Origin of the sequence: Paraburkholderia sp. PREW-6R, assembly GCF_039621805.1 — a bacterium.
Classification (GTDB): domain Bacteria; phylum Pseudomonadota; class Gammaproteobacteria; order Burkholderiales; family Burkholderiaceae; genus Paraburkholderia.
On sequence record NZ_CP155073.1, the window covers coordinates 2879458 to 2902127 of the forward strand.

Here is a 22670-nt window from a genome sequence, read left to right on the forward strand (position 1 = left end):
GGATCCCTTGTCATGACCAATCCAACCGATCTCAAGAATATCGGGCTCAAGGCGACCCTTCCGCGCCTCAAAATCCTCGAGATTTTTCAGCATAGCCCGGTGCGCCACCTGACGGCCGAAGACGTTTACCGCAACCTGTTGCATGAGGAACTCGATATCGGCCTTGCCACCGTGTATCGCGTGCTCACGCAGTTCGAGCAGGCGGGCCTGCTGTCGCGCAGCAACTTCGAATCAGGTAAGGCGGTGTTCGAACTGAACGAAGGGTCGCATCACGACCACCTCGTGTGCCTCGATTGCGGGCTCGTCGAAGAGTTTTTCGACTCCGAAATCGAAAGCCGTCAACAGTCCATCGCGAAGGAACGCGGCTTCAAGCTGCAGGAGCACGCGCTCGCGCTGTATGGTGCGTGCACGAAAGAGAATTGCCCGCATCGCAAGCATTGACGCTGCGTTGAATCGTGTCCGGGGACGCGGTTCGGTGGACAAGTTTCTGAAAGCAGAAGGGCTAGAAGCAACAGCCAAAGCAGATGTGAAAAAGCCGCTCCGAAGAGCGGCTTTTGTCTGACACGAGGCGAGCCTGCTTACTTTGCGTTAGCCAGTGCCACAGCCGTATCCAGCATGCGGTTCGAGAAGCCCCACTCGTTGTCGTACCAGCTCGACACCTTCACCAGGCGGCCCGACACCTTGGTCAGCGTTGCGTCGAACGTCGACGAAGCCGGGTTGTGGTTGAAGTCGATGGAGACCAGCGGCGCCTCGTTGTAGCCGAGAATGCCCTTCAGCGCGCCTTCCGATGCTTCCTTCATGATCGAATTGACTTCTTCGACCGTCGTGTCGCGCGCGGCGATGAACGACAGGTCGACCACCGACACATTGATCGTCGGGACGCGAATCGCGTAGCCGTCCAGCTTGCCATTCAGTTCCGGCAGCACCAGGCCGACCGCGGAAGCCGCGCCGGTCTTGGTCGGGATCTGGCTGTGCGTGGCCGAGCGCGCGCGGCGCAGGTCTTCGTGGTACACGTCCGTCAGAACCTGGTCGTTCGTGTAGGCGTGGATCGTGGTCATCAGACCATTCACCAGACCGATCTTGTCGTTCAGCGGCTTGACGAGCGGCGCGAGGCAGTTCGTCGTGCACGATGCGTTCGAGATCACGGTGTCCGAAGCCTTCAGCACGTGATGGTTCACGCCATAGACGATCGTCGCGTCGACGTCCTTACCGCCCGGCGCCGAAATGATCACCTTCTTCGCGCCGCCCTTGATGTGCGCGCTCGCCTTTTCCTTGGTCGTGAAAAAGCCCGTGCATTCCATCACGACATCGACGTTCAGCTCGCCCCACGGCAGTTCGGCCGGGTTGCGGTTGGCCAGCACGCGGATCTTGTCGCCGTTCACGACCAGGTAGTCGCCATCCACCGACACTTCGCCCGGGAACTTGCCGTGCGCGGTGTCGTACTGCGTGAGGTGGGCGTTCGTCTTGGCGTCGCCAAGATCGTTGATGGCGACGATTTCGATATCGTGCTTCTTGCCGTTTTCGTAGAAGGCGCGCAGCGTATTGCGGCCGATCCGGCCGTAGCCGTTGATTGCGACGCGAATCGTCATGGTCTATCTCCTGATGGCTGAAAAAAATTCGTCCAGTTCGTCTGACCGGCTGCACCGCCGCGCGTCGTTGCAGAACGCGAGCGGCAGCGCCTCGCCGTTGATCAGCCGAGTGCGGCTTTAGCCGTCTCTACAACGCGCTCGACGGTGAAGCCGAAGTGCTTGAACAGCACGCCTGCCGGGGCTGATTCGCCAAACGTGTCGATACCGACCACGCCGCCTTCCAGCCCCACGTACTTACGCCAGAAATCCGTGACGCCCGCTTCGATCGCGACGCGCCGCACGCCTTGCGGCAGCACGCGTTCGCGGTACTCGGCGTCCTGCTTGTCGAACACCGTGGTGGACGGCATGGACACGACGCGCGCGGCAATCCCTTCACGCGCGAGCGGCTCGACCGCGTTCAGCGCGAGCTCCACTTCCGAACCGGTGGCGATCAGAATGATCTTGCGTGCGACGATCTCGTCGTTCCAGTCGCGCAGCACGTAACCGCCCTTCGCAATGTTCGCGATCTGCGCGTCGGAACGCTCCGAGAACAGCAGATTCTGGCGGCTGAAGATCAGGCACGACGGGCCGTGATGCTCGACCGCCTGCGTCCAGGCCACTGCGGTCTCAACGGTATCAGCCGGACGCCACACCTGCAGGTGCGGAATCAGACGCAAACTCGCAACATGTTCAATCGATTGGTGGGTCGGGCCGTCTTCGCCGAGGCCGATCGAGTCGTGCGTAAAGACGAAGATCGACGGCGCTTTCATCAGCGCGGCAACGCGCAGCGCGTTGCGGCTGTAATCGGAGAACGTCAGGAACGTGCCGCCGAACGCCTTGAAGCCGCCATGCACCGCGATGCCGTTGATCGCCGCGCTCATGCCGAATTCGCGCACGCCGTAGTTCACGTAGTTGCCGGCGGCCTTGCCTTCCGCGTTCACGCGCACGTTCCTGGCCGCCTTCCAGTTGGTGAGGTTCGAGCCGGTCAGGTCGGCGGAGCCGCCGAGCAGTTCCGGCAGCACGGCCGACAAACCTTCGATCGCCTGCTGCGACGCCTTACGCGTGGCAATGGTTTCGGCGCGCTCGTTCGCGCCGGCAATGATCGCCTTCGCCTGCTCCGCCCAGTCGGCCGGCAGTTGCTTGGCCATGCGGCGCTTGAATTCGGCGGCTTCGTGCGGGTATTTCGCCTCGTACGCCGCGAACGCCTTGTTCCATTCGGACTCGTTGCGCGCGCCGGCTTCCGTGGCGTCCCAGGCTGCGTAGACTTCCTGCGGAATCACGAACGGCTCCCACTTCCAGCCGATCTTTTCCCGCGTGGCCGCGACTTCCTTGTCGCCGAGCGCAGCGCCGTGCGAATCGTGGCTGCCCGCCTTGTTCGGCGAGCCTTCGCCGATCACCGTCTTGCAGCAGATCAGCGTGGGCCGGTCGGACTGCTTGGCCTGCCTGATGGCGGCGTCCACTGCGTCCACGTCGTGACCGACCACGTTCGGGATCACATTCCAGCCATAGGCTTCGAACCGCTTCGGCGTGTCGTCGTGGAACCAGTGCACCACTTCGCCGTCGATCGAGATGCCGTTGTCGTCGTAGAACGCGATCAGCTTGTTCAGCTTCAGCACGCCCGCGAGCGATGCGGCTTCGTGCGAAATGCCTTCCATCAGGCAACCGTCGCCGACGAACACATAGGTGTGGTGATCGACGATGGTGGCATCAGGCTTGTTGAATTCGGTCGCGAGCAGCGACTCGGCGAGCGCCATACCAACCGAATTCGCCAGACCCTGGCCGAGCGGCCCCGTGGTGGTTTCGACGCCCGGCGTGATGCCGTATTCCGGATGGCCCGGCGTCTTCGAATGCATTTGACGGAAGTTCTTCAGCTCTTCGATCGGCAGATCGTAGCCGGTGAGGTGCAGCAGCGAGTACAGCAGCATGGAGCCGTGACCATTCGACAGCACGAAACGGTCGCGATCGGTCCACTGCGGGTTCTTCGGGTTGTGACGCAGATGACGCGACCACAGGGCCACGCCGATCTCGGCCATGCCCATCGGCATACCGGGGTGGCCGGAATTCGCTTTTTGAACGGCGTCCATGGACAACGCGCGGATTGCGTTGGCCATCAGGGAAGTGGGTGCGGGAGACGAAGTCGTCATGTCGAGTCCGGAGACAGAGTCAGAAGGCGGTGCGCGCTTGAGGCCCGGAAGCTCGAATGCCAGTTCGCCAAGGCGCACGATGCGGCGCCGACAGACGCGAAACGGGCAGAGCAAACGGACAAAGCTGAAAGCGAGACATTCTAACAGAACGTCCTTTGGTTCCCGCGCCGAAAGCCGCGAGGACGCGCGCCGCTGCGGCCGGCAAAGCCACGCCGCGCGCCGGGCCTGACGGCCCTTTACAATCGGTTGTCCCGTCCTGTCGTTGCACGCGCGGAGCCTGCTGCCTTGAACCCGAGCGACACCTTGCTGTTTCGTCCTTCACCTGACGCCGTCTACGGTTTTCCGGACGCGACGTGCGTGGCGCGCGTCGATTCGCCGTATCAGCGCATTGAAGTATGGGAGACCTCGCAGCTTGGCCGGCTCTTCACACTCGACGGACGGCCGATGACGTCGGTCGGCGACGAATTCATCTATCACGAATGCATGGTGCATCCCGCGGCGCTCGCGCATCCGTCGCCGCGGGCGGCGCTGGTCCTCGGCGGCGGCGACGGCGGCGCCGCGCGGCAACTGCTGCGGCATCCGTCTATTGAGCGGATCGTGGTGGCGGAGCTGGACGCCGAAGTTGTACGCCTGACCCGCGAGCATTTGCCGGAAGTGGTTGGCGGCGCCTTCGACAATCCGCGCGTCGAACTCGTCATCGGCGACGCCGCGCGGTATGTGGCGGCTGCGCAGGCGCTGTCGTTCGATCTCGTGGTGTTCGACCTGACGCCGCCCGACTCACCCGCCGCCGGCTTATACACGCAAGCGTTCTTCCGGCAACTCAAGCGCATCATGCGCCCCACGTCCGCCATCTCCGTGCATCTCGGCTCGCCCTATTTCCATCCCGAGCGCGTGGCCGCTCTGCACGAAGAACTGCGCGCCGCGTTCGCCGTCGTTCGCACGATGAGCGCTTACGTTCCGCTCTACGGCTCGCTATGGATGATGGCGACCGCCAGCGACACGCTCGACCCGTCCGCGCTTGCCCAAGACACGCTCACCGAAGCCCTTGCCGCGCGCCGGCTCGACTCGCTGCACCATTACGGCGCGGATAGGCATGCCGGACTCTTCTCAACATCCAGGTCCGTGCGCGATAAACTAAGTCAATTCTTAAAGCCATCCCGTTGACGCGTGGGCAAAATGCACAGTTCCCGTCCCACCGCGCTGTCGGTTTTTTCGACAGACGCGTGGCCGCGTGCCTTGCAGCAAGCGTCCCGCCAACATTAGATCCGGAGAACTCCATGACCGCCTCCCGCCCCGCCGGTGTGCCCTGGTTGACCCCTTATCTGACCGTGCGCGACGCCCGCGCCGCGACCGCATTTTTCACAGCGGCGTTCGGCTTCGAGGTACGCGACAGTGTTCAGGACGATGGTGTCGTCATGCATGTCGAGATGACGTATCAAGGCCAGTTGATCGTGATGTTCGCGCCGGAAGGCGCATTCGGCTCCGCCGCGAAAACACCGAAAAGCGCAGGCGCGATCGCGCCGCAATCGTTCTATGTCTATGTCGACGATGTCGACGCGGTTTATGCGCGGGCTCTCGCCGCCGGCGCGAAATCGCTGAGCGAGCCACAAGATCAGTTCTGGGGCGACCGGTTCGCCCAGGTCGAAGACCTGGATGGCTACCGTTGGGCGCTCGCTCGCCACCTTTCGTGAACCAATGAGTATTTCTTTGATGCCTCGCTTCTTCGTCGGTACTTCACTCAAACCCGACGACATCATGTCGCTTCCTGATGACGTCGTGCGCCATATCCTCGTGCTGCGCTTGCAGCCGGGCGACTCAATCGTGCTGTTCAACGGCGAGGGCGGCGAACACAGCGCTGAGCTCGTCGAGGTCGAGCGCCGGTCAGCGAAGGTGCGCATTCGCGAATTCTGCGACGTCGAAGTCGAGGCGCCCTACCGCCTGACGCTCGCGCAAGGCATTGCCGGCGGCGACAAGATGGACTGGCTGATCGAGAAGGCTGTCGAACTCGGCGCGGCCGCGTTCGTGCCGCTCACGACCACGCGCAGCGTCGTGCGCCTCACCGGTGAACGTGCGCAGCGGCGGCAGGCGCACTGGGAAGGGATCGTGCGGGCGTCGTGCGAACAATGCGGGCGCAATCGCCTGACCGAAGTGATGCCGGTGCGTGAGATCGCCACGTGGCTCGGCGGGATGCCGCGCCAACCAGCGGAGGGCGAACTGCGCATTCTGCTGTCACCGCGCGCCAGTGTGGGCTTTTCCGCGCTGCCCGCTGAACCGCCAAAAGGGGGCGTGACTGTTCTGGTCGGCCCCGAAGGCGGATTTTCCTCGACCGAAGAAGCCGCCGCGACCGCGCACGGCTTCATGGCCGTCGGCCTCGGGCCGCGTGTGATGCGCACCGAAACCGCGGGAATCGCGGTGCTGTCGGCGCTCGCAGCGGGCTGGGGTGGATGGTGACACAGGCAGAAGCTAGCGGGCCGTGGCGAACGAGGCTGCAGGCACCGAAAACCGCTAAAACGTCGCACCGGCCGTAGCCATGCGCTGTCACCAAAAGCAAAGGCCCGCCAATCGGCGGGCCTTTTCTGTTTCTACAGGTTATGAACGCGCTTTGCTCGGCGGCACTCAGGCAAACGAATAAAACACTCTGAACGCGACCTTGCGCTCGGCCCAGAATTCGGCGGCTTCCCGGAACACGTCCAGCAGCGTTTCGCGCCCTTCCTTGTCGAACTTCTGCGCGACCGGCAGTTGTTCCAGCACGATCACGAAGCCCGGCTGCGCGCCCGCTTTGTGGACGAGATCGGTGAGGCTGTCGTAGAGCGCGTCGTAGTTCTTGCCAAAATGCTTGGGGAACAGGAACGACGTGGCGATGGTCTCCAGCACTTCCTGTTTGGACTGCGCATTGGCGCAATAGGCATACAGAAAATGCTGGCCGAGTTGCTGGGCCTCGTCCGCCAGGTCCTGCACGCGGAACGCGCGGATCGACTGTACGATGTTCGGTCGTACGGTCTTGAAAAGACTCATGGGCTCCTCGTTCGATGAAACCACAGTGCCTGTCTGGCTCTGGTTCTCGCGGCCCTGATCGCCGGCGCGCATCTTCATGACGCGCTGGAACAAATTGCCGTCGCCGGCCGCGAAAAGATCCCTCGCGACTCCGGAATCGTGCGCGTAGACGTTGTCGCTCATGCCGTTCATCCCGATGTCATTCAACAATACGATTAAAACTGGTGTAGTGGTCGTCCGAGTAATAACAATTGTCGGTGCGCTTCAGCGGACCTCCGCAGACGATGCGACGTGCCCCGCGATCATGTGAGCGAGGCGTGGGGACGGTGTATTCGTGGTAATAGCCGCGCCGATGGGCGGGCAGCAACCGTTCGCGGTTGCCGAATACGATGCCGTCCTTCTCATACAGGTAAGGCCCACCCATGGCGATCAAGTTCAATGTATTGACCGCCTCGCGCGGCAGCTGAGCCAGCGCGACGACGCCCTGCACCTGCGTTTCGCTTTCGGCGGGGACCGCGTAGTCGCGGGCAAACGCGCCAGGCACGGACCCGGAGACAGCGAACAGCGCTAAAGCACTGATTAGCACGCCTTTCGAGCGCAGCCACGTGCGTGACATGTATCAGGGTTCCCCGCTGTCAGATCACGAGTTTGACGACCATGAAAGACGTAAGGGTATCGCTAAAAGCCTTCGGAATCAACGCTCGCCGGGGCGTGGGCGCCTTCCGGCAGCCTGGAGAAGGCTGCCAGCCGGGCTTTGACGACATTTGACAAATATCTTAGCGTGCGTGCGCTAAACTTAGCTCGGCTAAGCGAGTTCGATGGAAAGGCGCAGGTTTTCCAGAACCCGGGGCGCGCCGTTCGACCGGACTCGCGAGGCCAGCTGACATTGAAGTTCAGGCAGTGGAACTGTGTCTTTTGCCGTTTTGGGGTGGCAATCCCCTGTTCATCCCAAGGCGTGCCCGTCGCGGGCACGCCTTCTTTTTTTCCGGCACCGTGCGGAGCCGTGCGCTCTTCTGCAGCGCCAGGGCGGCGCCTCAGTCACGCAAAAGGCCGCTTAGCGCGCAGCGCTAACGTCCGCCACCAGAAGCGCCGTCATATTGACGATTCGACGCACCGTCGCCGAAGCCGTCAGCACGTGTACAGGCTTGGCTGCGCCCAGCAGCATCGGACCGATTGCGATGTTGTTGCCCGCGGCCGTCTTCAGCAGGTTGTACGAGATGTTGGCTGCGTCGATGTTCGGCAGCACCAGCAGGTTCGCGTCGCCTTCGAGCGTCGAGTCCGGCAGGATTTCGCGGCGCAGATTCGCGTCGAGTGCGACGTCGCCGTGCATTTCGCCGTCCACCTGAAGATCGGGCGCGCGCTCGCGCAGAATCGCCAGCGTATCGCGCATTTTCTGCGCGGTCGGCGCATGGCTCGAACCGAAGTTCGAATGCGACAGCAGCGCGACCTTCGGCTCGATACCGAAACGGCGCACTTCCTCCGCTGCCATGATCGTGATTTCGGCCAGCTGCTCCGGCGTCGGGTCAACGTTCACGTGCGTGTCCACGAGGAAAATCTGGCGGTTCGGCAGCACCAGCGCGTTCATCGCCGCATATACCGCGCAGCCTTCACGCTTGCCGATCACCTGGTCGATAAAGTGCAGGTGACGGTGCGTCGTGCTGACCATGCCGCAGATCATGCCGTCCGCTTCGCCCTTTTGCACCAGCATCGAACCGATCAGCGTGGTACGGCGGCGCATTTCGAGCTTGGCCATCTGCTGCGTGATGCCCTTGCGGGACATCATCTTGTAGTATTCCTGCCAGAAATCACGGTAACGCTCGTCGTGATCCGTATTCACGAACGTATAGTCCTGACCCGCGACGAGACGCAGGCCAAAGCGCGCAATACGCTGCTCGATCACCGCCGGGCGGCCGATCAGAATCGGCTTGGCCAGCTTTTCGTCGACGATGATTTGCACCGCGCGCAGCACGCGCTCTTCTTCACCTTCCGCGAACACAATGCGCTTCTTCTCCGGCTCGACGCCGCGCGCGAGCTGGAAGATCGGCTTCATGGTCGTGCCGCTGTGATACACGAACTGCTGCAGGTGCTGTTCGTATGCGTCCATGTCTTCGATCGGACGCTCGGCGACGCCGGAGTCCATCGCAGCCTTTGCCACCGCCGGCGCGACCTTGACGATCAGACGCGGGTCGAACGGCTTCGGAATCAGGTATTCCGGACCGAACGACAGATCCTGAATGCCATACGCCGTCGCGACGATATCGCTCTGCTCCTGGCGCGCCAGTTCGGCAATCGCATTGACAGCCGCGATCTCCATTTCGCGCGTGACCGTGGTTGCGCCCGCATCCAGCGCACCACGGAAGAGGAACGGGAACACCAGCACGTTGTTCACCTGGTTCGGATAGTCGGTGCGGCCCGTGCACAGCACGGCGTCCGGACGCACTTCGAGCGCCAGTTCCGGCAGGATTTCCGGCGTAGGGTTGGCGAGCGCGAGGATCAGCGGCTTGTTGCCCATCCGCTTGACCATGTCCTGCTTGAGCACGCCGCCCGCCGACAGACCGAGGAACACGTCCGCGCCGTCGATCGCTTCCGCGAGCGTGCGGGCCTCGGTTTCGCGCGCGAAGCGCTCCTTGTCCGGGTCCATCAGTTCGACGCGACCCTTGTAGACCACGCCAGCCAGATCGGTCACCAGAATGTTTTCGAGCGGCAAGCCGAGATCGACGAGCAGATCCAGACACGCCAGCGCCGCAGCGCCCGCGCCGGAAGCCACCAGCTTGACCTTCGAGATATCTTTGCCGACCACCTTCAAACCGTTGGTGATGGCCGCCGCGACGACGATTGCCGTGCCGTGCTGGTCGTCGTGGAAGACCGGGATCTTCATGCGCTTGCGGCATTCCCGTTCGACGATAAAGCAGTCCGGCGCCTTGATGTCTTCGAGGTTGATGCCGCCGAAGGTCGGTTCGAGCGCGGCGATCACTTCGACGAGCTTGTGCGGGTCGGACTCGTTCAGCTCGATATCGAATACGTCGATGCCGGCAAACTTCTTGAACAGCACAGCCTTGCCTTCCATCACCGGCTTTGACGCCAGCGGACCGATATTGCCGAGGCCGAGCACGGCAGTGCCATTCGTGACCACGCCGACCAGGTTGCTGCGAGCCGTGAAACGCGCGGCGTTCATCGGGTTTTCGACGATTTCCTCGCATGCGAACGCAACGCCCGGCGAGTACGCCAGCGCAAGGTCGCGCTGGTTGATCATCTGTTTGGTCGGAGTGATCGCCAGCTTCCCTGGGGTGGGGAACTCGTGATAATCGAGGGCGGCTTCGCGGAGTTTGCTATTGACGGGAGTCGACATAAGGCGGGCTTGGAAGTGCAGATTAGAATAGGCGTTCGACGGCATTGTAGCCCCAATTGCCTACGCATTTCCTTCAACACGGGTACAACTGCCGCGACTGGAATACAGCAAACCGCGAGCAGGGCAAACGCACAGGCGACAGAGATGCTTCTGAAAGAAAATGACCAATAAGCTGATTTTGTGGCGCCTAATCACTGCAATGCGCGCAGTTGGCGTCAGTTCGCACCATCTGACCGTCCACTTTGGCTCGTCCTGATCCTACGCACCTCGCCATGCTCTCCGAGTTCTCGCTTATCGACCGCTTCTTCGCGCGCCGTGCTGCCGCCCACCCTTCCAACGCGAAGGCGGGCACGCTCGGCATCGGCGACGACTGTGCGTTGCTTGCCCCCCGTCCCGGTCAAATGCTGGCCATTTCGACGGACATGCTGGTGGAAGGCCGCCATTTTTTCGCCGACGTCGATCCAGAGGCGCTCGGTCACAAAACCCTGGCCGTGAATCTGTCCGACCTTGCCGCGATGGGCGCACAACCTCAAGCGTTCACGCTGGCATTTTCGCTACCCAAAGCCGACGAAGCGTGGCTCACCGCTTTCAGCAACGGACTATTTACGCTGGCCGACCGCTATGGTTGCGAGCTGATCGGCGGGGACACGACCGGCGGTCCGCTGAATCTGTGCGTCACGGTATTTGGCAGCGTGCCGCCTCGCGAGGCGTTGCGCCGTGACGCCGCGCAGCCCGGCGACGACATCTGGATTTCCGGTACGCTCGGCGACGCACGCGCCGGTCTCGGCGTGCTGCGCGGCGAGTGGACGGCCAATGCCAGCGACACTGCGACCTTTCGCCGCGCCCTGGAACGCCCCGAGCCGCGCATTGCGCTGGGTCTTGCGTTGCGCGGCATCGCGCACGCCGCGCTCGATCTGTCCGACGGACTCGCCGGCGATCTGAAACACATCCTCGATCGTTCGAACATGCAAGCGATCGTCGACGTCGATGCCGTGCCCCGCTCGGACGCGCTGCGCCGGCTGTCGCACGAAATCCAGCGGCGCTGCACGCTTGCGGGCGGCGACGATTACGAACTCTGCTTTACCGCGCCCGCATCGGCTCGACAGAAGGTGGAAGCCGCCGGCCGCGAGGCGTCCGTGCCGGTCACCCGCATCGGTACAATAAGCGCTCCTGATACGGCCGCCGACCGCCCCGCGATCCACTGGCACGACGCGGCCGGCACGCCGCTCACTCTGACGTTGCAAGGCTTCGATCACTTTCATGCAGACTGATCCCCCGCTCGGCCCCGCCGACGACTTCGTCGGCAGCGCGCCGCCCGACGCGCCCGATCCGCACGCGCCGCGTCCGCAAAAGCGCCGCGCCACCGCGCGCTTCATGCTGTCGCATCCGTTGCATATTCTGTCGCTCGGTTTCGGTAGCGGATTGTCGCCGGTGGCGCCGGGCACGATCGGCACGCTGTTCGCATGGGCCTCGTTCGCCGTGCTGAGCCGCTATCTGACGGTGATCGACTGGGGCTTGCTGATCGTGCTCGGCTTTATCGGCGGGATTGCGATTTGTGGCTTCACCGCAAAAAAGCTCGGTATCGACGACCCGTCGCCGGTCGTGTGGGACGAGATCATCGCATTCTGGCTCGTGCTGCTGATGGTTACGCCGGTGACGCTGACCGGCCAGCTCTGGGCGTTCGTCGTCTTCCGCTTTTTCGACATGGTCAAGCCGCCGCCTATCGGCTATTTCGATCGCCGCCTGAAAGGTGGCTTTGGCATCATGTTCGACGACCTCGTCGCCGCGTTTTTCACGCTGCTCGTGATTGCCCTGTGGCGCATGTCGGTCTGACCGTACTCCCCGTCCGCCGGCCGCCGCACCGCGCGGGTTTCACCGCCAGCTTCTGTTTAACGGATTGACGTCATGCCTACCGATGCCGTGGTTCATCAACTCGCAATCACCGTGAGCAACCGTCTGTGCGACGAACGTCTGATGCTCGTCACCGCCGAATCCTGTACGGGCGGGATGGTGGCAACCGCGCTCACGGACATTGCCGGCAGCAGCGGCTGGTTCGAGCGCGGCTTCGTCACTTATTCGAACCAGGCGAAGAGCGAGATGATCGGCGTGCCGGCCGATCTGATCGAGAAGCACGGCGCGGTGAGTGAGCAGGTGGCCCGCGCGATGGCCGAGGGCGCGCTGCGCAACAGCCGCGCACAGGTGTCGCTGTCCATCACGGGCATCGCGGGCCCGGGCGGCGGCACCGCGACGAAGCCGGTCGGCATGGTGTCGTTCGGCTGGAGCAACCGGCTGCACACATCGGTGGAAACGAAGATTTTCGAGGGCGACCGCGAACAGATTCGCGTACAGGCCGCCGCCCATGCGCTGCGCGGGGTGCTGGCATTGCTCGATGAGCGCGAGCACTGAACGGCCATCCAGGCCGGCCACGAGAACCTGACGCCATGACCCAACGACCAGCCGCTGAGAGTTTTGATTCACACGCAACCCAGGCGGAGTTGATCCGCCGTCTGAATCTGAAGCCGCATCCCGAAGGCGGCTTTTTTTGCGAGACTTACCGTTCCGCTCACCGCGTCAAACGCGATCACGACCCGTTAGCGAACGAAACGCGGTCGGCGTCTACCGCGATCTATTACCTGTTATGTGACGGCGCGCATTCGGCGTGGCATCGGATCCAATCCGACGAAGTCTGGCATTTCTATGCCGGCGAACCATTGAACGTGCACGTGCTCGACGAACACGGCGCGCTCGTCACACATCAGCTGGGCAACGCGCTGGTTCACGCCGATGCCGTGTTTCAGGCCACGGTGCCCGCGGGCCTCTGGTTCGCGGCGGAGTGCGCGGACCCGGCGACATTCGCGCTGGTCGGCTGCACGGTCGCGCCGGGTTTTGAATTCAGCGAGTTCGAACTGGCGGACGTCGAGGCGTTGAAAGCGCGGCATCCGCAGCATGCCGCGCTGATCGGCCGCCTCGGGCCGGCGCAACGCCACGCATGACGGCAAGCATGAACGGCCGTCTTTCACCACGGCCGCCCGGGCTCACGAACCATCACCGGAACGCGTTGATCCTGTCGCGCGTTGCCATTGCGGCTTGCGCGGCTGCGTCGGCGAAATCGTCGCCCTTTCCCGCATAGATAATCGCGCGCGACGAGTTGATCAGCATACCGGCGCCATTCGCGGTGCGACCGGCCTCGACTGTCGCCTGCACGTCGCCGCCTTGCGCGCCGATGCCCGGAATCAGCAGCGGCATGTCGCCGACAATCCCGCGCACCACTTCGATTTCCTTCGGGAACGTCGCGCCGACCACCAGACCGAGTTGACCGCTCGCGTTCCACTTGTCCGCCGCCAGTTGCGCGACGACCTGATACAACGGACGGCCACCGGTTTCCAGGAATTGCAGGTCGGAGCCGCCCGCGTTCGACGTGCGGCACAACACGATCACGCCTTTGCCTTCATGCTCGAGATACGGCTGGATCGAGTCGAAACCCATATACGGATTCACCGTCACCGCATCGGCCTGATAACGCTCGAACGCCTCACGCGCGTACTGCTCGGCCGTGCTGCCGATATCGCCGCGCTTTGCATCGAGAATCACCGGCAGGCCCGGATGGTTCGCATGAATGTGCGCGATCAGCTGCTCGAGCTGGTCTTCGGCGCGATGCGCGGCGAAATAGGCGATCTGCGGCTTGAATGAGGACGCGTACGGCGCGGTCGCATCGACAATCGTGCGGCAGAATTCGAAGATCGCGTCGGGGCGGCCGGCGAGTGCGCCCGGAAACTTGCTGGGCTCGGGATCGAGGCCGACGCACAGCAGCGATTGCGTACGCTCCCAGGCGTCGTTGAGTGTCTGGATGAAGTTGGACATGGTAGATCTCGCGGCGAGCCGGTGAACAGAGGAGGCGCGTATTTTACCTGTGCGGCGCATGCCGTTCGTCGCACGCTGGCCGCCCGGATGCCACGGCACCTGCCTCCTGCCTCCTGCCTCCTGCCTCCTGCCTCCTGCCTCCTGCCTCCTGCCTCCTGCCTCCCTGCCTCCCTGCCTCTGCCTCATGCCTCGCGACGAAGCACGGCTTTCGGGATCAGACCCGACCGCAGCCGAATCGGCCGCCGCCTGTCATTGCCGACGCTTCGCGCCGCGTGCCCCCGGCATCGATCGCAAACCCGTGCGCTCGACGGTGAAGCGGAATGTTCGCGTGAGCCGCTCACCCCGTCCGAGCATCGTCATGCCGTTTTCGCACGCGCCGCCCGCGAGGTTCATCGCGTTGATCGGGTGATCGACCGGTTCGAAGCAGAAAAAGTCCTGGCCGGGAGGCGTGTACAACACGTAGTAATCCGTGTCGGCGGCAATGTTCAGCAACAGGCGGCGCTTCGGCCAGACCACCGCCGCCTGCCCGCTCCAACCGGTGAACGCATGGTTGACGATCGTATCCGGCAGCGGATATGCGACGCCAAATTGCCAGGCGGGCGGTGCCGGCACGTGGCGCACGGGCAGCCAGTCGTCACCGGACAACCACAGCCCACCTGCCGCCGCGGACAGTTCGGTGTCCGCATCGCGCACGAAAAACGGATGCACGCCGAGACCGAACGGCATCGGCTCGCGTCCGGCGTTCTCGATCTCCAGCGTCACGATCAAGGTCGGGCCGTCCAGCGCGTACGTCTGCGCCGCCCGATACGCGTACGGCTTGCCATCGTGACGATCGAGCGTCAGCCGCACGTTTTCGCGGTCCGCTTCGCTTACCTGCCACGCCGACTGCCAGCCATCGCCGTGTATGGGCAACGGTTCATCGGCGCGATTGCGCGGTACCTCTATGCGCCGTCCGGCCACGCTGAATTGACCACCGCCGATCCGGTTCGAATACGGCAGCAGCGGATAGCAGGCGAGCTGGTTCGGTTGCGTGTCCGCGCTGACATGGCGGCAGCGCCGGAAAATCGGCGTGAGCGCGCCGTCGTCGCGCCAGTCGAAACGGGTAATGCCGCCGCCGAGCGTCGGCGCGACGTCCAGGCGCAAATGCGTGTTCGCCAGCGTGATGCACGCGACGTCGCCGCCGCTCGTCTCGCCAACTGCCACCGCCGACGTGCTGGGCCCTGGAAGGACGGGATTGGCCGCCGCCGCGAGTCGCGAGCGTCGGCTTTGAGGAGTAGGAGAAACGAGATTGGTAACAGTCATATCTGGCTCCATCGAGAGGCTTGGGACGCGACCGTCAAGGCTGACGGGTGCGGTTGGGCGACTTTTTTGTACCGGTCGCCTCAGGGTCCGAACTGCATGTGCCGATTTGCTGCCACTGCCACGTGTACCGCGGTTGCTATTGACATTGGTGCATCAAGTTGCGCCTCACTGCAAGGCAGCGTCATTCTGCGCTATGCGGGCGCGCCCTGGAACACGGGTTCTGGTAAACCTCTGCTGCCCGGTGTGGCGATAAAGACACCGCCCGCCCGCGAATCTTCCGCAAGCATCGCGGAATCGAGGCCAATACGTGCGCTCGTGATGTAAAGCGTGCCCAGTTGCGGCCCACCGAATGCGACGCAGCTTGGCTGCGCGGTAGGCACGTCCACGCGTTGCGTTTCCACCCCATCCGGGCCGTAACGCACGACGCGCCGGCCGCCCCATTGCGCGTTCCACAAGCCGCCGTCGCGGTCGACGGTCGAGCCGTCCGGTTCGCCGCTGTCGTCCGTGAGCCGTGTGAACACGCGGTCGCGGGCGATGCTGCCGTTGGCGGCGTAGTCGCATGCGCGGATTTCGCGCGTCGGCGAATCGCAGTAGTACAGAGTTGCGCCGTCGGGACTGAACGCAATGCTGTTCGAGATCGCCGACGCCGGCAGCGGCAACCGTTCGAGCGACAGATCGTGATTGAGCCGGTAGAAGGCGCCAACCGGCCGCACCGGCGACGCTTCGTCCTTCGTGCCGAACACGAAGCGGCCCTGACGGTCGCAGCGGCCGTCGTTTGTCCGCGTGTTCAAGCCGGGCTCGACGTCGACGATATGCCGCGTCTCGCCGGTCGCCAGATCGAAGAATGCAAGGCGCGACGCGAGCCCCAGCAGCAGGTAATGCGGGTCGGCGCACAACGCAAACGTGGCGAGCCGCTCGGGCATGCGCCAGAACGTGCTGCGGCCGTCGGCCGGATCGTAACGCCACAGGCGTGCGCCTTCGATGTCGGTCCAGTAGAAACGGCCGGTCTTTGCGCACCACGTCGCGCCTTCGCCAAGCGTGGATTTCGTGTCCAGCAACAGTGCCGCGCGGTGCGTGCGCACGTCGGCACGAGACCCGGGCGTTGAACCGGCGCCTGAAGCGGCGATTGAGTCGGCGATTGAGCCGGCGCGCGTTCCGCGCTCCTCTGCCGCACTCACGCCCAACCTCCATCGACGATCACGTCCTGCGCGGTAATCATTCTGCTGTCGTCGGCGGCGAGGAAAAGCGCCATGCGCGCAAGGTCGGCGGGTTCAAGCTCGGCGTCGATGCACTGCCCTTCCTTGATCGCGCGACGACCCGCGTCGTCAAGCCACAGGCGCTTCTGTTTGTCCGTCATCACCCAGCCCGGCACCAGCGAATTCACGCGGATATTGAACGGGCCGAGGTCGCGTGCGAGACCGCGCGTCAGACCCTGGACCGCCGATTTCGACATCACGTACACCGGATAACCGCCGTTCTTCAACATCCAGCTGATCGAGCCGAGGTTGATGATCGAGCCGCTTCTGGCGGCCTTCATGTCTTCCGTCACCGCCTGGGCCGCAAAAAACTGATGGCGCAGATTCACCGCGATGCCGGCGTCGAATGACTCGCGCGTCACTTCGCCGATCTGGTGCCGTTTGTCGTTCGCCGCATTGTTGACCAGCACCTGGATCGGGCCGAGCGCGGCCTTGACGTCGGCGATGGCTTTTTGCAGCGCGTCGATATCGGTCAGATCGCACCGCAGGAACAGCGGCCTGTGCTTCGAATCGCCGAGTTCGTCCGCGAGCGCTTCGCCGGCGGACGTGTCGATATCGAAGAAGGCGACGCGCGAACCCTGCGCCGCAAAATGCTCGACGAACGATGCACCGATGCCGGTCGCGCCGCCCGTAATCAACACCGTGCGGTCGACGAGGCTCGGATAGCGCGCGAACGCGTGATCCGCGAGACGGGCGCTTGCATTGGCCGGTGACGACATCGTTTCGTTTCCTTTTAAAGCAGGTAGGTTAGTCCCGCGAGCCGCGGTTCTTCAACTGGTCGAGCAGCACGGCGGCCAGCAGGATCGCGCCGCGCACGAGGTACTGGTAGAACGCGTCGATGTTCATCAGGTTCATCACGTTCTCGACCGTGCCCATGATCAGCACGCCGATCACCACGCCCGAAATCGTCGCGCGGCCGCCGAGCAGCGAAACGCCGCCCAGCACGCAGGCCGAGATCACGTTCAACTCGAAGCCTTCCGCCGCATTCGGCTGACCCGACGTGATCCGCGAAGCCAGAATCACACCGGCCAGCGCGGTCACCGCGCCCTGAATCAGGAAAATGTACACACGCGTGCGCTCGACGTTGATACCCGCGAGACGCGACGCTTCCGGATTGCCGCCGATCGCGAGCGTGTTACGCCCATACACGGTCTGGTTCAGCATCACGCCGAACACGATGAAGCACAGCAGCGTGACCCAGATCGGCAGCGACACGCCGAAGAAGCTCAAGCCGCCGAGCGCGATAAACGTATCCGACGACACGCCCACCGCCTGCCCGTGCGACACGATAAAGCCGAGCCCGCGCACGATTTCCATCGTGGCAAGCGTCGTGATCAGCGCGTTGATGCGCAGATACGCGATCACCGCGCCGTTGACGAAACCGATCACCGCGCCCGCCGCCACGGCTGCGATGATCGCGATGAACGTGTTGCCCGTTGCGTTGAGCACCATCGCGCACAGCACGCCGGCGAACGCAACGGTCGAGCCGACCGAAAGATCGAAGTCGCGCGACGCGAGACAGAACATCATCGTGCACGCGACCATGCCGATCTGCGAGATCGACAGCGCGAGACCGAGCATGTTCTCGATCGAAAAGAAGTGGTCGACGGTCAGCGACATCGTGACGAACATCACGACGAAGATCACGATCAGGCTGTACTCGGTGATTTGCTGCCACCACTTGGCCTTGTCGTTCGACTGCGGAATCAGCGCGTCCGCCGCGCCTTTGGCGGCCTGTTGCGCGAGGTTTTCTCTGGCTTGCATGTTCAAGACTCCTCCCGTTCCCCACGGGTTGCCGGACTTCCGTCCGAATAATGTTCAGGCCGCTTGCTGGGTGGCGGCGGTAGCGTCTGCGGCCAATGCAGTCGAGCTTTGCGGCAACGCAAGGCTCAGCACTGATTGTTCGGTGGCATCCTTGCGCGACAGCTCGCCGGAAATCCGGCCCTGACGCATCACGACGATACGGTCGGACACGCCGAGCACTTCCGGCAATTCCGACGAAATCATCACGATCGCGCAGCCGCGTTCGGCAAGCTGATAAATCACGTTATAGATTTCATGCTTCGCACCGACGTCGATCCCGCGAGTCGGTTCGTCCAGAATCACGACTTTCAGATCCGGCTCGGCCAGCCAGCGCGACAGAATCGCTTTCTGCTGATTGCCGCCGGAAAGAAAGCGGATCTTCTGACGACGGCTCGGCGTTTTGATCTTCAGCAGCTTGATGAAACGGTCCGCGGTTTCCGCTTCCTTCTTGCGATCGAGGAACATGCCCACGCGCAGATAGTGCCGGCGGCAACTGATATTGATGTTTTCCGACACGGTCGCCATTGCGACGATGCCTTCTTCCTTGCGGTCTTCCGGGCACAGCACGATGCCGTGCCGGATCGCCTCGCCCGCGCTGCGCACCTTGATCGGCTTGCCGTCGAGCAGCAGCTCGCCGCCCTTTTTGCTGTCCGCGCCGTACACGAGGTGCATCAGCTCGCTGCGGCCCGCGCCCACGAGCCCGAAGAAGCCGACGATCTCGCCGCGCCGCACTTCGAAGCTGGCCGGTTCGGAGAGCGCGTGGCCCTCGATCGCTTTCGCCGCGAAGCGCACTTCGCCGAGCGGCCGCGTCGAATAGTTATAGATGTCCGAAATTTCCCGCCCCACCATCTCGCTGACGATGGTGTCGCGCGACACGCCTTCGAGCGTCGGATGCGAGGCGATCTTGCGGCCATCGCGGAAGATCGTGCAGGCGTCGCACAGTTCGTAAATCTCGTCCATCCGGTGCGAGATGTAGATCATCGCGCGGTTGTCGGCGCGCAGATCGCGCACCAGCTTGAACAGCACTTCCGTCTCGCGATGCGACAGCGAACTCGTGGGTTCGTCGAGCGCGATCACACGGGCGTTGCGCAGCAGTGCCTTGCAGATTTCGACCATCTGACGTTGCGCGATCGAGAGCTTGCGCAGCTTCGCGTTCGGGTCGAGCGCCACGCCCATTGCTTCGAGACGCTCGCGCACGAAGCGTTTGGCTTCGCGCTTGTTGACCCAGCCAAGCGAGTTCGGCAACTGGCCGAGCAGCAGGTTTTCCGCGACCGTCAGATCGGGCACGTATTGCAGTTCCTGGTGAATCACCGCAATCCCTGCCGCGATCGACGAAGCCGCGCTCGTAAAGCGCACTTCATTCCCGTCGATCATCACGCGGCCTGAATCGGGCTGGTATTCACCGCCGAGAATCTTGAGCAGGGTCGATTTCCCTGCGCCGTTTTCGCCCATCAGGCCGTGCACCTGGCCGACGTTGACGTCGAAGGACACACCGTCGAGCGCGCGCACGCCTGGAAAGACCTTGCCGATATTGTCAAAACGTAGCGTCGCTGACACTTCGCCTCCCTTCCCATGCAACATGATTGCTGCTTCATATGAGCCGCGCTTTCCTTTACCCGGCGCACGCCGTGCAGGGGTTCGGGACAACACGGTTGTCTCTACTGCTTCTTGTATTGCTGCCGCCGGCGCACCCGCTCAAAGTTGCGACAGCTGCGCCGGCGGCTTGCTTCACGCGTCAAACACTTCATTCCATTCGCAGCTCACTGCACTGCGATCAGCCTGCGCTCAATTTGCCGCGAGGCCCATCTTCTGGCGCACGTCGGCCACGTTGTCACGCGTCGCCAGCATGCCGGTCGTCAGGGTCAGCGGGGGCGGTGCCTTGCCCTGCGTGATCCAGTCGTACATCAGCGTCGAGGTTTCTTCGCCGTGACGCTTCGGGCTGATGATGACCGTGCCGTAGAAGCCCGTCGGCGACGGCTTCTTGAATTCGTTCAGCGCCGAATCCGAACCGCCGATGCCAATCCCGATCATGTTGTCCGCCTTGAAACCGCGGCCTTCCGCTGCGCGCACCGCGCCGAGCACGCCTTCGTCGTTCAGCGCGTAAGCCACCCAGTGCTTGAACTGCGGGTTCTTCGTCAGCGCGATGTTGGCGGCGTTGAACGCGTTTTCGGTGTCGGTCTTCGCTTGCGGCGCGGCGATGATGTTCGCCTTCGGGAAGCCCGCGGCGATCAGCGCGTCCGTTGCGCCGCTCGTGCGGTCATGCGCGGTCGGCAGCTGTTCGTAGGTCACGTCGATCGCGCCCACGTCCTTCATGTCCCAGCCGCGCTTCTTGATTTCCGCCGCGAGACCGTCGCCGACCTGCTTGCCGATGTTGTACGCCGAGATGCCCATATGCGGCACCGACGCGATCGGCTTGCCCGAGCCGTCCACGAGACGGTCGTCAACCGTCATCATTTTCAGGTTGTCGGCTTTGGCCTTGGCAACGATGCCCGGTCCGAGCTTGACGTCGGGCGTGCAGATCACGAAACCCTGTGCTTTTTGCGCCGACAGGTTGTCGATTGCGCTCATCACCTTTTCGCCCGACGGCGCGCCGATCTTCACCAGCGTGAAGCCCTTCTCCTTCGCTGCGATCTCGGCGAACTTCCACTCGTCCTGGAACCACGGTTCTTCCGGCTGCTTCACGAGAAAGCCGATCTTCACCGGATCAGCGGCTTGCGCGACCGGTGCATTGAAGAGCACACCCGTCGCCGCCGCTGCCAGCGTGAGGAAAATTCTACGTTTCATGATGCGTGTCTCCTGACTAATTGATAACGAGAAGGTATCGGCCGCGTCTTCTTGTACCGGTGGTGACACACGCGGCCAGCGCGTCGTCCGGTGAAACCTCTGCTGCTTTTTTAAACTTCAATCGTGATACAGCGCCGAGCGCCCGCCGTCCACGGTGATGCACGACGCGTTGATGAACGGCGCTTCGTCCGATGCGAGGAACACGGCCGTCATCGCGACTTCTTCCGGACGGCCGATGCGCTTCATCGGTTGCAGATCGAGCGTGGCCTGCCTGGCTGCCGCCGGGTCCGCCTGCTCGTTCCACCAGTCGTGCGTCAGTTGCGTTTCGATGTAGCCCGGCGCAATGGCATTGACCCGCACGTTGCGCGGCGCGTACTCGATGCCGAGCGCGCGCGTGAGGCCAATCACGCCATGCTTGGCGACCGGATACGGAAAGCAGCCGGGAATGATCTTGAACGAGTGCGTCGACGCAATGTTGACGATGCTTCCCGCGCCGCGCTCCACCATGCCCGGCAACACGGCGCGGCAACCGTTCCATACGCCGTCGAGGTCGACGGCGAAGCAGCGGCGCCAGTCGTCGTCGGTCATCGTGAGCGGGTCGCAGAATACGTTGATGCCCGCGTTGTTGACGAGCACGTCGAGCGCGCCGAATGCGTGTTCGGTTTCGCTGACCGCCTGCTGCACCGAAGCCGACTGCGTCACGTCCGTGCGCACGGCCATCACGCGCGCGCCAGTTTGCGAGCGGATGCGTTCGGCCGTCTGCTGCGCGGTGTCGAGATCGAGTTCCGCCAGCGTCACCGCCGCGCCTTCGCGCGCAAACGCGAGCGCAATCGCCGCGCCGATCCCGCGCCCGGCGCCCGTCACCAATGCGACCTTGTCGGCGAGCCGTTTCATTTTTTCGCGCCTGCCCGTGCAATGCGCAAGCCGTTGATATACGCCCTTGCATGCGACGCGGTCACGGCGGCGCTCTGGCCCGGCTTGTACAGCGCGGAACCGAGGCCGAAGCCGTTCGCACCGGCGCTCAGGAACGGCCCCATGTTGTCCGGCGTAATCCCGCCGACCGGCACCAGCGGCACCTCCGCCGAGATCACCGCGCGCCACGCTTTCAACACATGGCAGCCGAGTTGCTCGGCGGGGAACATCTTCAGCACGTCCGCGCCGTTCTTCAATGCGATGAACGCTTCGGTCGGCGTCGCCACGCCGGGCGCGCACGCAAGACCTTGCGCCTTGGCGGCGGCCACGACTTCCGGGTCGCTATGCGGCATCACGATCAGCTCGCCGCCCGCCGACTTCACGTCGTTGACGAAGCTCGCGTGCAGCACGGTGCCCGCGCCGACGATCGCGTCGGCCGGCAACACCTTGCGGATCGCCGCGATGCTGTCGAACGGCTGCGGGGAATTCAGCGGCACCTCGACGATCCGGAAGCCGGCTTCGTAGAGCGCCTGACCGTGCCCGGCTGCATCGGCGGGCGTCACGCCACGCATGATCGCGATCAGCGGACAGACCTCGAACGCCGCGACCAGACCCGCGTGCGGCATGTACGGGGCGGGCAGATTGATGTGAGGTTGCATGTCGGTTCCTTGTTTCAAGAGCGGCGCCCGGCTTGCCA

General features: G+C 63.5%; 22 protein-coding genes. 8 read left to right on the forward strand and 14 right to left on the reverse strand.

Annotation, left to right across the window (positions count from 1 at the left end):
- Positions 1–12: 12 nt before the first annotated feature.
- Positions 13–441, forward strand: a complete 429-nt coding sequence (fur, locus tag AAGS40_RS12595) for a ferric iron uptake transcriptional regulator (protein ID WP_012434340.1) — start codon at positions 13–15, stop codon at positions 439–441.
- Positions 442–578: 137 nt separating this feature from the next.
- Here fur and gap read toward each other — a convergent pair whose 3' ends face one another.
- Both gap and tkt read right to left on the reverse strand, forming a co-directional pair.
- Positions 579–1589 (reverse strand): type I glyceraldehyde-3-phosphate dehydrogenase, encoded by a 1011-nt coding sequence (gap, locus tag AAGS40_RS12600; RefSeq protein WP_345811752.1) that lies wholly within the window; start codon positions 1587–1589, stop codon positions 579–581.
- Between the two features lie 101 nt (positions 1590–1690).
- Positions 1691–3712 (reverse strand): transketolase, encoded by a 2022-nt coding sequence (gene tkt, locus AAGS40_RS12605; RefSeq protein WP_345811753.1) that lies wholly within the window; start codon positions 3710–3712, stop codon positions 1691–1693.
- A 285-nt stretch (positions 3713–3997) separates the two neighbouring features.
- Between tkt and speE the strand changes: the two genes are divergently transcribed.
- From speE to AAGS40_RS12620, 3 genes are all read left to right on the forward strand, one after another.
- The gene (gene speE, locus AAGS40_RS12610; RefSeq protein ID WP_345811754.1) at positions 3998–4876 is read left to right on the forward strand and encodes a polyamine aminopropyltransferase; all 879 of its coding nucleotides are present in this window, start codon (positions 3998–4000) and stop codon (positions 4874–4876) included.
- 113 nt (positions 4877–4989) lie between these two features.
- Complete coding sequence (locus AAGS40_RS12615; RefSeq protein WP_345811755.1) at positions 4990–5403, forward strand: VOC family protein; 414 nt, start codon at positions 4990–4992, stop codon at positions 5401–5403.
- Positions 5404–5422: 19 nt separating this feature from the next.
- On the forward strand, positions 5423–6163 hold the full coding sequence (locus AAGS40_RS12620) for a 16S rRNA (uracil(1498)-N(3))-methyltransferase (RefSeq protein ID WP_345811757.1): 741 nt from the start codon (positions 5423–5425) through the stop codon (positions 6161–6163).
- A gap of 165 nt (positions 6164–6328) precedes the next feature.
- Here AAGS40_RS12620 and AAGS40_RS12625 read toward each other — a convergent pair whose 3' ends face one another.
- The 3 genes from AAGS40_RS12625 to AAGS40_RS12635 form a co-directional block, all read right to left on the reverse strand.
- Complete coding sequence (locus tag AAGS40_RS12625; RefSeq protein ID WP_345811758.1) at positions 6329–6889, reverse strand: barstar family protein; 561 nt, start codon at positions 6887–6889, stop codon at positions 6329–6331.
- Positions 6890–6905: 16 nt separating this feature from the next.
- Complete coding sequence (locus AAGS40_RS12630) at positions 6906–7322, reverse strand: ribonuclease (RefSeq protein WP_345811759.1); 417 nt, start codon at positions 7320–7322, stop codon at positions 6906–6908.
- A gap of 438 nt (positions 7323–7760) precedes the next feature.
- Complete coding sequence (locus AAGS40_RS12635; protein ID WP_345811760.1) at positions 7761–10100, reverse strand: NADP-dependent malic enzyme; 2340 nt, start codon at positions 10098–10100, stop codon at positions 7761–7763.
- A gap of 227 nt (positions 10101–10327) precedes the next feature.
- Between AAGS40_RS12635 and thiL the strand changes: the two genes are divergently transcribed.
- From thiL to AAGS40_RS12655, 4 genes are all read left to right on the forward strand, one after another.
- Positions 10328–11326 carry a thiamine-phosphate kinase gene (gene thiL / locus AAGS40_RS12640; protein WP_345811761.1) on the forward strand — a complete coding sequence of 333 codons (999 nt, stop codon included), beginning with the start codon at positions 10328–10330 and terminating at the stop codon, positions 11324–11326.
- Entirely contained in the window at positions 11316–11888 is a 573-nt protein-coding gene (locus AAGS40_RS12645; RefSeq protein WP_345811762.1) for a phosphatidylglycerophosphatase A, read from the forward strand. The genes thiL and AAGS40_RS12645 overlap by 11 nt, the downstream gene beginning before the upstream one ends.
- A gap of 72 nt (positions 11889–11960) precedes the next feature.
- Positions 11961–12461, forward strand: coding sequence for a CinA family protein (locus tag AAGS40_RS12650; RefSeq protein WP_345811763.1), 501 nt, complete (start codon positions 11961–11963; stop codon positions 12459–12461).
- Positions 12462–12496: 35 nt separating this feature from the next.
- Positions 12497–13048 (forward strand): cupin domain-containing protein, encoded by a 552-nt coding sequence (locus AAGS40_RS12655; protein WP_345811764.1) that lies wholly within the window; start codon positions 12497–12499, stop codon positions 13046–13048.
- Between the two features lie 52 nt (positions 13049–13100).
- On the opposite strand, the gene pyrF is transcribed toward AAGS40_RS12655, so the two are convergent.
- The 9 genes from pyrF to AAGS40_RS12700 form a co-directional block, all read right to left on the reverse strand.
- Complete coding sequence (pyrF, locus tag AAGS40_RS12660) at positions 13101–13916, reverse strand: orotidine-5'-phosphate decarboxylase (protein WP_345811765.1); 816 nt, start codon at positions 13914–13916, stop codon at positions 13101–13103.
- 249 nt (positions 13917–14165) lie between these two features.
- Positions 14166–15218, reverse strand: coding sequence for an aldose 1-epimerase (locus AAGS40_RS12665; protein ID WP_345811767.1), 1053 nt, complete (start codon positions 15216–15218; stop codon positions 14166–14168).
- A gap of 191 nt (positions 15219–15409) precedes the next feature.
- A complete protein-coding gene (locus tag AAGS40_RS12670; RefSeq protein WP_345814399.1) occupies positions 15410–16300 on the reverse strand; it encodes an SMP-30/gluconolactonase/LRE family protein in 891 nt (296 codons plus the stop codon).
- A 92-nt stretch (positions 16301–16392) separates the two neighbouring features.
- Complete coding sequence (locus AAGS40_RS12675) at positions 16393–17193, reverse strand: SDR family oxidoreductase (RefSeq protein WP_345811768.1); 801 nt, start codon at positions 17191–17193, stop codon at positions 16393–16395.
- Between the two features lie 28 nt (positions 17194–17221).
- Positions 17222–18238 carry an L-arabinose ABC transporter permease AraH gene (araH, locus tag AAGS40_RS12680; RefSeq protein ID WP_280996333.1) on the reverse strand — a complete coding sequence of 339 codons (1017 nt, stop codon included), beginning with the start codon at positions 18236–18238 and terminating at the stop codon, positions 17222–17224.
- A 54-nt stretch (positions 18239–18292) separates the two neighbouring features.
- Entirely contained in the window at positions 18293–19834 is a 1542-nt protein-coding gene (araG, locus tag AAGS40_RS12685) for an L-arabinose ABC transporter ATP-binding protein AraG (protein WP_345811769.1), read from the reverse strand.
- A 228-nt stretch (positions 19835–20062) separates the two neighbouring features.
- Entirely contained in the window at positions 20063–21061 is a 999-nt protein-coding gene (locus AAGS40_RS12690; RefSeq protein ID WP_345811771.1) for an arabinose ABC transporter substrate-binding protein, read from the reverse strand.
- 117 nt (positions 21062–21178) lie between these two features.
- Positions 21179–21955: an SDR family oxidoreductase gene (locus tag AAGS40_RS12695; protein WP_345811772.1), complete on the reverse strand. Its 777-nt coding sequence runs from the start codon at positions 21953–21955 to the stop codon at positions 21179–21181.
- Positions 21952–22632, reverse strand: coding sequence for a 2-dehydro-3-deoxy-6-phosphogalactonate aldolase (locus AAGS40_RS12700; protein ID WP_345811774.1), 681 nt, complete (start codon positions 22630–22632; stop codon positions 21952–21954). Before AAGS40_RS12700 ends, AAGS40_RS12695 begins: the two co-directional genes overlap by 4 nt.
- Positions 22633–22670: the final 38 nt, after the last annotated feature.